3 protein-coding genes are annotated in these 2,694 nt (G+C 30.3%); 1 reads left to right on the top strand and 2 read right to left on the bottom strand.

The features are described from left to right. Together AC1DTM_RS22075 and AC1DTM_RS22070 are read right to left on the bottom strand one after the other, a co-directional pair. A partial coding sequence (locus AC1DTM_RS22075; protein WP_477000879.1) for a glycerophosphodiester phosphodiesterase occupies nucleotides 1-771 on the bottom strand: 771 nt, incomplete at its 3' end. A 46-nt stretch (nucleotides 772-817) separates the two neighbouring features. Beyond that, the gene (locus AC1DTM_RS22070) at nucleotides 818-1,618 is read right to left on the bottom strand and encodes a GNAT family N-acetyltransferase (protein ID WP_016104984.1); all 801 of its coding nucleotides are present in this window, start codon (nucleotides 1,616-1,618) and stop codon (nucleotides 818-820) included. A gap of 519 nt (nucleotides 1,619-2,137) precedes the next feature. Between AC1DTM_RS22070 and AC1DTM_RS22065 the strand changes: the two genes are divergently transcribed. After that, nucleotides 2,138-2,694, top strand: a 557-nt coding sequence (locus AC1DTM_RS22065; RefSeq protein ID WP_477000878.1) for a hypothetical protein, incomplete at its 3' end; no start/stop codon positions are given.

Here is a 2,694-nt window from a genome sequence, read left to right as displayed (position 1 = left end):
ATCTACTGTAAATGGATGAACTTCTAATCCATAATTCTTTATTTTTTTTACGTAGGCTGCATCAATATATTTGTAATTCATACCAAGACCTATGCAGTATGTTTTATACTTTTCTATTTCTGATTCTGTTAATTGAACTGCTTTTTTATATGATAATAATTGTACTAGCGGTATATTGGCATTTAAATTATGAATCTTTCGCAGACTTTCTTCACTAAATGATTGAATAATAACTTTATCATTTATTTGGTAGTGATTAATAATTTCTAATAGTTTTTCTTCCATTCTAGGATATTCATCTGGCGATTTTGTTTCGATATAATAGTTAGCATTATGTCCAAACGTTTCAATAATTTCTTCTAGTGTTGGAACTTTAGCACCTTCAAATTCTTCCTTTGCTAAATTGGAATTCTTTTTATTGAAAAAAGATCCTGCATTTAGTTTCTTTATTTCTTCTAATGTATGTTCTTTAACTAATCCCATACCGTTTGTTGTACGGTTTAATGTTTCATCATGCATAGCTATTAAATGTCCATCTTTTGTCATTTGGAGATCTATTTCTATATAGTCACCTTTTAATTGTTGTCCTAATGTATAAGCCACTATTGTATGTTCTGGTGCATATGCAGAAGCACCTCTATGCGCAATGTTTTTTATATAATTTGATTGATTAGTAGCTTTTATATAATTATGTTCATTTACTTGTTGAAAAACAAAGATGCTTATTACTGTGAAGAAACAAATGATTGTAATTATAGATGTTTTTTTCATAACGGTATGTTAACTCCTATATTTAAAACAATTTGACTTGGATGATTTACTCAAATAAATGCCGATTTTCAAAAACAGTCATTTGTCCTACAACTTGAAAGCCGGATTTTTTATAAATATTTATTCCATCAGGTGAAGCTTGTAATACGCAATACGTATTTTTTAGTTGTTTAGCTTCTTGCAGTAAGAAATTAAACATAGTAGAGCCGAATCCTTGTCCTCTCATTTCTTCTTTAGTCGCAATATCATAAATACCGACACTATCTTTCGTACATACTAAAGAGCCAACAGATACTACCTCACCTTTATAAAGACCTAAGTATAGTTTCATGTCATCGCTATTCCATAAATCTAAAGAAGAAATTTGATTATAGTATGATTGAACATTAGAGCCTTCCGCTGATGTACCGAATAAAGCCGCTAATGTTTCGCCAAATTTTTGTATTTGTACCGGCGAAGTTGCTTTTTGTATTGTAAAACCTGCTGGTATGTCTATTGTAGGAAGAATTGTTTGTAAATCTGCAACCATTGCAATATTATTTTCTGCTTCTATTAATCTAAGTTTTAGTAACTCGTTCTTAAGTGTATTCTCTCGCTTTGCATCCCAACACCAAACACTCATGGGGAACCCTTTTTGATTAAAGTATTCTATCTCCGCACATAATTCCTCGTTTCCTTCCGTTAAGTTGTTGTTTAATAAAGTAATAATATTAAATGTATCTGTAGGTAAACCACAGTTAACGGCAATATAATCCTTCGTTTTCTTTACACTCATTCCTTGCACATGTCGAGCAACATATGTAGTTTTATATGTAAAATTATCTATAAGTAACTTTTGATAATTCATCAATCGTGCTCCTTTCATAGAAAGTAATAATTTAATAGCTCCTATATTAAATATAACATATAAGAAATTTCACTTAATCAATGATATCCCCCTTTTTAACCCCTTTATATCACACGATGTAGCATAATAAGAATTAAAAATGATATAACATTGTCGGAATGAAAAAAGTGGTATATAATAAATATTAACATTACTAGTAATTATTTTAGGTATTCCTAGAATAAAGGAGCGATACATATGAAAATTACTATTTATTTCGGAAGTCATGAAGATCAAGATGTTCGTACTATGGACTGTCATTTAGATGTAGAAGATACAGAAGAGATTGTTTCTGTATCATAATATAAATAATCGGGATGAACCCTATTCCCTACAGCGTTTAAGACACCTTTTACAGGTGTCTTTTTTATTGTTTTTTCATCAAAAACCCTTTACTTTAGAGCGTTTTAATAGTAAAATATAAATATACGAACAAACGTTCTTTTTGATTTATTTGTACATGAAGGGATGATTTTAATAATGGCTCAAGCAAAGCGCAGAGGAAGAAAAAAGCAAACACCTATTATTTCAAATACAGGCTTTATCGGCTCTGTCTTTATTGATACATTGGAGTTACAAAAGAAATCCTATTATTTCGCTCGTAAAAAACTTCAAATTGTTCATCACGTACTAGATGGTCTATCTGGGGCAACGAGTGCATTATTTAAAGAACATAATATCTCCGCATACATGTCATGTGTGTATTTACATAAACAAAAGAAAATCGGCTTTGTTCTTTCAACAAAACCGTTTGAACAAAGTGATGGGTTTGCTTACTTTATAAATTATTTAATCGAAAAGAATTTTTACGGTAACGAAGAAGTAGAATATCAAGAAGTATTTAATACAGGTTTTATTGGTGTAGTATTCGCGGATTTATCTAGTATAGATCGCTTTAATTTTGAGTTTGAAATGGGTATGTTAACGAAATTAATGAAAGATATGATTATTCCGGTTAAAGAGATCTTTTTACGCCACAATGTACCGGCTTACATCTCCACTTCTCATTTAGAGGAACAAAATAAATTAGGTTTCGT

Source organism: Bacillus sp. P4_D3 (assembly GCF_056401855.1).
Note: the sequence above shows the minus strand (reverse complement) of the source record. Positions and strands in the feature narration are given on the sequence as shown.

What these genes read in the sequence shown, in the direction of transcription:
- AC1DTM_RS22070 (WP_016104984.1), bottom strand. Translation starts at nt 1,618, where the DNA reads ATGAATTATCAAAAGTTACTTATAGATAATTTTACATATAAAACTACA.